Source organism: Zarconia navalis LEGE 11467 (assembly GCF_015207075.1).
GTDB lineage: Bacteria > Cyanobacteriota > Cyanobacteriia > Cyanobacteriales > Geitlerinemataceae > Zarconia > Zarconia navalis.
The window spans coordinates 1-5,690 of sequence record NZ_JADEXN010000364.1; the positions used below are offsets into that span (position 1 = coordinate 1).

Below are 5,690 nucleotides of genomic sequence, written 5' to 3' on the forward strand. Positions count from 1 at the left end.
CCCCAGCAGATCCAAAGACTGCTCGACAACCTCGATATCCGATTGGTGTTTACCGCCCACCCCACGGAAATCGTCCGCCAAACCATCCGCGCCAAACAACGGCGGATCGCCCGAATCTTGCGCCAGCTCGATCGTGTCGAAGAAAGACTGAAAACCTTGGGTATGGCATCCTCCCTAGAAGCCGAAGCCCTCCAAGAACAACTCACCGAAGAGATTCGCCTATGGTGGCGTACCGACGAACTGCACCAGTTCAAACCCGCCGTCCTCGATGAAGTCGAATATGCCCTTCACTATTTCAAAGAAGTCTTATTCGATGCCCTGCCTCAACTCTACCAACGCATCACCCGCAACCTGCAAGCCACATTCCCAAATCTAACGCCTCCGAGCTATAACTTCTGCAAATTCGGCTCTTGGGTGGGGTCCGATCGCGATGGCAACCCATCGGTGACCCCCCAAGTCACCTGGCAAACCTCCTGTTACCAACGCTCCTTGGTCTTAGAAAAATATATCGACTCCGTTGAAGACTTAACGCAACTCTTGAGCTTGTCCCTCCACTGGAGCGATGTCCTCCCCGAGCTGCTCGAATCCATCGAGCAGGATCGATTGCAGATGCCCGAAATCTACGATCGACAAGCCATCCGCTATCGCCAAGAACCCTATCGCCTCAAACTCGCCTACATCCAACAGCGGCTCGAAAATACCCGCGATCGCAACTGGCGATTGTATCAAGAAGATAATTGGCGGCGGCAGATCCCCGAACCCCAGAGTTCGGCCATTTATCGCTCCGGTGCGGAGTTCTTGGCGGAATTAGAACTGATTCAACGCACCCTGCAAGAGACGGGTATCCGTTGCAGCGCCCTCGAAACCCTCATCTGCCAGGTGGAAATCTACGGCTTTAACCTCGCTCACTTGGATATCCGTCAAGAATCGACGCGCCATTCCGACACCCTCAACGAAATCGCCCAATATTTGGAGATTCTCCCCAAACCCTACAACAAACTCTCCGAAGCTCAGAAAGTGGTGTGGTTGGCCACGGAACTGCAAACCCGACGACCCCTAATTCCTTCGGAGTTACCCTTCTCCGAAACCGCTCGCGAAACCATCGAAACCTTCCGTATCGTCCGGTTGCTCCAGCAAGAGTTCGGCGTGGAGCTGTGCCAGACCTATATCATCAGCATGAGCCACGATGTTAGCGACCTGTTAGAGGTGTTGTTGCTGGCCAAAGAAGCGGGACTCTACGATCCAGCGACGGGGATCGGGACGATTCAAGTGGTTCCCTTGTTTGAAACTGTCGAAGATCTCAAACGCGCCCCCTCAGTGATGCAGGAGCTGTTCGAGCTACCCTTGTATCGATCGCTCCTGGCAGGGGGACACGATCGACCGGTCTCCTTCGAGCCTTCACTGCAAGAGGTGATGCTCGGCTATTCCGACAGCAACAAAGACTCCGGATTTTTGAGCAGTAACTGGGAAATTCACAAAGCCCAAAAATCCCTGCAAGCGATCGCCAATCCCTACGGCGTGCAACTGCGGATTTTTCACGGACGCGGTGGCTCCGTCGGGCGGGGTGGAGGCCCGGCTTACGAAGCGATTTTAGCCCAACCCGGTCATACCATCAACGGACGCATCAAAATCACCGAACAGGGAGAAGTTCTCGCCTCGAAATACTCCCTACCGGAGTTGACGCTCTACCACCTCGAAACCATTGCCTCCGCCGTGATTAAGTCGAGTTTGCTCCGGGGTGGATTCGACGATATCGAACCCTGGAACGAGATTATGGAAGAGCTGGCAGCGCGATCGCGCGTTCACTATCGATCTTTGATTTACGAGCAGCCAGATTTCATCGATTTCTTCCACCAAGTTACCCCGATCGCCGAAATCTCCCAACTGCAAATCTCCTCCCGTCCGGCCCGTCGAGGGGGTGGTAAAAAGAAAGATCTCGCCGGACTGCGGGCGATTCCCTGGGTGTTTAGCTGGACGCAAACCCGCTTCCTCGTCCCCGCCTGGTACGGCGTGGGAACCGCTCTTCAAGAGTTTTTGCAAGAAGCTCCCGAAGAACACCTGCAACTGCTGCGCTACTTCTACTTCAAATGGCCTTTCTTTAAAATGGTCGTGTCTAAGGTGGAAATGACCCTTTCCAAAGTGGACTTGCAAGTGGCACAACATTACGTGAGCGAACTCTCGAAACCCGAAGATCGCGAGCGATTCGAGCGCCTGTTCGAGCAGATTTCTCGCGAGTACCATCTCACCCGCGATCTGATTCTCAAGCTGACGGGCAATCAACGTCTCTTAGATGGCGATCCGGCTCTCCAGCGCTCCGTCCAACTGCGCAACGCCACGATCGTGCCCTTGGGTTTGTTGCAAGTGGCCCTACTCAAGCGCCTGCGCCAACATGGTGTGATTTCGACTCCAGGGGTGATTCACTCCCGCTACAGTAAAGGCGAATTGCTGCGGGGGGCGCTGTTGACGTTGAACGGGATTGCCGCCGGGATGCGAAATACTGGTTGAGGGGAGAAGTCGGAAGTCGGAATTCGGAATTCGGAAACACGAAGACGCGGTGACGCGGAGATGGGAGCGCACTCGTTACCTCCGAAGCTCCCGAAGCCTCCCAAGCTCCCCCAGCTCGCTCTGGAGGTATCCGCGCTATCTTCAACCTAGCTATAACGGTTTATCGAACTTGCGTTGGGAGAAATGCAATGAGCTTTTCATTCGGTTTGGGCGATACTTTCGTTGTCAGCAATGGGGGCTTGTTTATCGGCTTCGGCGGCGTTAACCCCCCATCAGCCGCCACCGTCGTTAATGGGACGATCGTGCCTCCGGTGATTCCCAATTCCTTTTCTGGAGCAGAGCTTACGGTCTCGGGAACTTCAGGAAGTCTCTCTTTTGGCGGATCGGCAGATCCGATCGACTCTCCCGGAAGGGCTAGCGGAAACCGGGGGCAATCTTTCGAGGTTTCGGCATTTTCTGGGGTTGCCAGTGCGGACGATCGATTGAATCCCCAAACCCTGGAAATGCCGATTTCCGACAGCGAGGTGATGCAGGTTTCGATCGAACCTGTTTTTGAAGAGATCGTCGAGAACGACGAAGCTGGCAATCCCATCAGTACCGGTCAAAGATTGGTGGGCGATCGATTCACCACTCACGAAACCTTACCCACCCCCTCTGCCTCGCTGCAACTGTCTCCTAATTTTCTATCCAATTTGTTGACACAAATATTTTCAGGAATCGGGCGATCGTAGCGAATTGTGAATTGTGAATTGTGTGGATAGGGCGTGGAGAGCTGACAAATGTTTTTGTAAATTGGGACAGGACGCGCGCAAATGGTGTTCTAATTTGGATAATTCACCAAACGCTAAAATTCCCCAATTCTTCCATGGCTGCGTCCCCCTAATCGGTACGATCGGGTAAAAAATCCAGAAAAAAAGCCGTTGGATTCCCCAAAAAACTCGAAATCTAGATAAATTAACGTTTCTATCGATCCATATTCGACAGACAGCCTTTAGAATAAGTCAGTGAAACAATGAGTCTATAGGAGTTTCAGCCCCTTATTGCTGAAACCACCTGCAAAGATGAATCCCAAAAACAACAAAGGAGTTTTCATATGAATAAAGGAGAACTGGTTGACAAGGTTGCTGACAAAGCTGACGTGACCAAGAAGCAAGCCGATGCGGTGCTAACCGCAGCCCTCGAAACCATCATGGAAGCGGTTTCGAGCGATGATAAAGTGACCTTAGTCGGTTTTGGCTCGTTTGAGTCGAGGGATCGCAAAGCTCGTGAGGGTCGCAATCCCAAGACGGGTGAAAAGATGAACATTCCCGCCACCAAAGTGCCAGCATTTTCTGCGGGCAAACTGTTTAAAGAGAAGGTCGCCCCTAAGTAAACCAGACGTTGAACCGACCGTCTCACGGGGGAAACTTGCGTTGGGCAGCCGCGATCGCCGGCTGCTCTCCCTCGGATATTCTGGATTTTTCAGCCAGTATCAATCCTCTGGGACCACCCAAAAGTGCGATCGCGGCTCTTCGCGATCGGGTACGGGTTCTTCGGGCTTACCCCGATCCGGAGTATTGTCAACTGCGGCAAGCACTAGGTAAATTTCACCAACTGCCCCCGGACTGGGTTATGCCTGGAAACGGGGCAGCGGAACTAATTACCTGGGCGGGACGAGAACTTGCATCCCTCGATACAACATATTTAGTTGTTCCCGCCTTTGGAGATTATTGGCGAGCGCTAGAAGCGAATAACGCTTGCGTCCGAGCCTGTCCGATAGCATTAGAAGAACATGGGGAAGAGCGCAACCCCAGCGATGAACTGCCCGTGCCTCTTCCTCCATCGGGAACTGCCAACGAGATCGGACTGTTGCTCAACAATCCCCATAATCCGACAGGAAAACTTTGGTCTCGAGCGATCGTCGAGCCATATCTGGAGCGATTTTCCCTGGTGGTGGTAGATGAAGCGTTTATGGATTTTCTGCCCCCCCACCAACAACAAAGCCTCATTCCCCAGATTCGCGAGTGGAAAAACTTGGTTGTCGTTCGATCGCTAACCAAGTTTTACAGTATTCCCGGACTGCGACTGGGATACGCCATCGCCCATCCCGAGAGACTACAACGCTGGGGGCGATGGCGCGATCCCTGGTCGGTGAATACCTTTGCAGACCTAGTTGGTGTGGCAGTCACTCGCGATACTGAATTTCAACAGCAAACTTGGGATTGGTTGGCCTGCGCGCGATCGCAACTCAAGACTGGAATCGAGCAGATACCGGGATTATACTGTCATGAAGGGGCCGCTAATTTTCTGTTGGTGCGCTCGAAATGCCCCAGTTCTCAAGTCCAAAAAATCTTACTAGAGCGTCACCGTATTCTGATTCGCGACTGTCTGAGTTTTCCCGAGCTAGGCGATGGCTACTTCCGAGTTGCCGTCCGTTCTCGAGAAGAAAATCAACGCTTGCTCGCTGGTCTGACCGATGTTGCAAAGACAATCGATTCCCCACTGTGAATCTGGTACTGAAATTGGATGGCATTTGACTACGATATTGTGATTTTGGGTGGTAGTCCGGTTGCCATCGATGCGGCGATCGCTGCAAATGCTCTGCGGGCAAGGGTGGCTTTGGTCGAACCCCACAGGATTGGGGCGGTGAAGGGTTCTGCCGAGAATCTGCCGTCGAATCTGCCATCAAATCTAATTTTGCCGCTTCTCCAACAAATGCAGCAGGCCCAACAGATTGGCTTGTCTTGGGATGGCGATCGCACCGTCGAACCCAAACCCCCCACTGTCAATTTCGATCGTCTCCTTCGTTGGTCCTCTGCTGCTGCAGCAAACCTCACAGAACAAAATGCCCCAGCGGTGTTGTCTTCTTTGGGAATCGATGTGATTCGAGGAGATGGCGAATTTTGTCGCCAACCTACCCTCCATTTTGCAGCGAACGGACGGCGATTGCGCGGGCGAAATTATCTATTAGCTGTCGGTTCTCGCGCCATGGCTACAGGGATTGAAGGGCTACCGGAAACGGGATATTTGACCCCCCAAACCCTCCTCCATTGGCTTGCGAAGGAGCAAAAGCCACCCCAGGAGTTAACGATTATCGGAGACGATCCCGTCGCGATCGAAATCGCTCAAATTCTGGCGCGGCTAGGAACTCAGGTGACGATCGTCGTGGCTGGGACTCACATGTTGCCCTACGAAGATCCCGATGC

5 protein-coding genes are annotated in these 5,690 nt (G+C 53.1%); all 5 read left to right on the forward strand.

The features are described 5' to 3' along the window. The coding region (gene ppc / locus IQ235_RS17075; RefSeq protein WP_264322632.1) for a phosphoenolpyruvate carboxylase at positions 1-2,505 on the forward strand (2,505 nt) is incomplete at its 5' end. 188 nt (positions 2,506-2,693) lie between these two features. Beyond that, a complete protein-coding gene (locus IQ235_RS17080) occupies positions 2,694-3,236 on the forward strand; it encodes a hypothetical protein (RefSeq protein ID WP_264322633.1) in 543 nt (180 codons plus the stop codon). A 362-nt stretch (positions 3,237-3,598) separates the two neighbouring features. Then, a complete protein-coding gene (hbs, locus tag IQ235_RS17085) occupies positions 3,599-3,877 on the forward strand; it encodes a non-specific DNA-binding protein Hbs (RefSeq protein WP_264322634.1) in 279 nt (92 codons plus the stop codon). Positions 3,878-3,885: 8 nt separating this feature from the next. After that, positions 3,886-4,992 (forward strand): threonine-phosphate decarboxylase CobD, encoded by a 1,107-nt coding sequence (gene cobD, locus IQ235_RS17090; RefSeq protein ID WP_264322635.1) that lies wholly within the window; start codon positions 3,886-3,888, stop codon positions 4,990-4,992. Between the two features lie 18 nt (positions 4,993-5,010). Then, positions 5,011-5,690, forward strand: a 680-nt coding sequence (locus tag IQ235_RS17095; RefSeq protein ID WP_264322636.1) for an FAD-dependent oxidoreductase, incomplete at its 3' end; no start/stop codon positions are given.

Bases quoted from the DNA above. Each gene is read 5' to 3' on its own strand.
- IQ235_RS17080 (WP_264322633.1), top strand. From the start codon at position 2,694: ATGAGCTTTTCATTCGGTTTGGGCGATACTTTCGTTGTCAGCAATGGG.
- hbs (WP_264322634.1), top strand. From the start codon at position 3,599: ATGAATAAAGGAGAACTGGTTGACAAGGTTGCTGACAAAGCTGACGTG.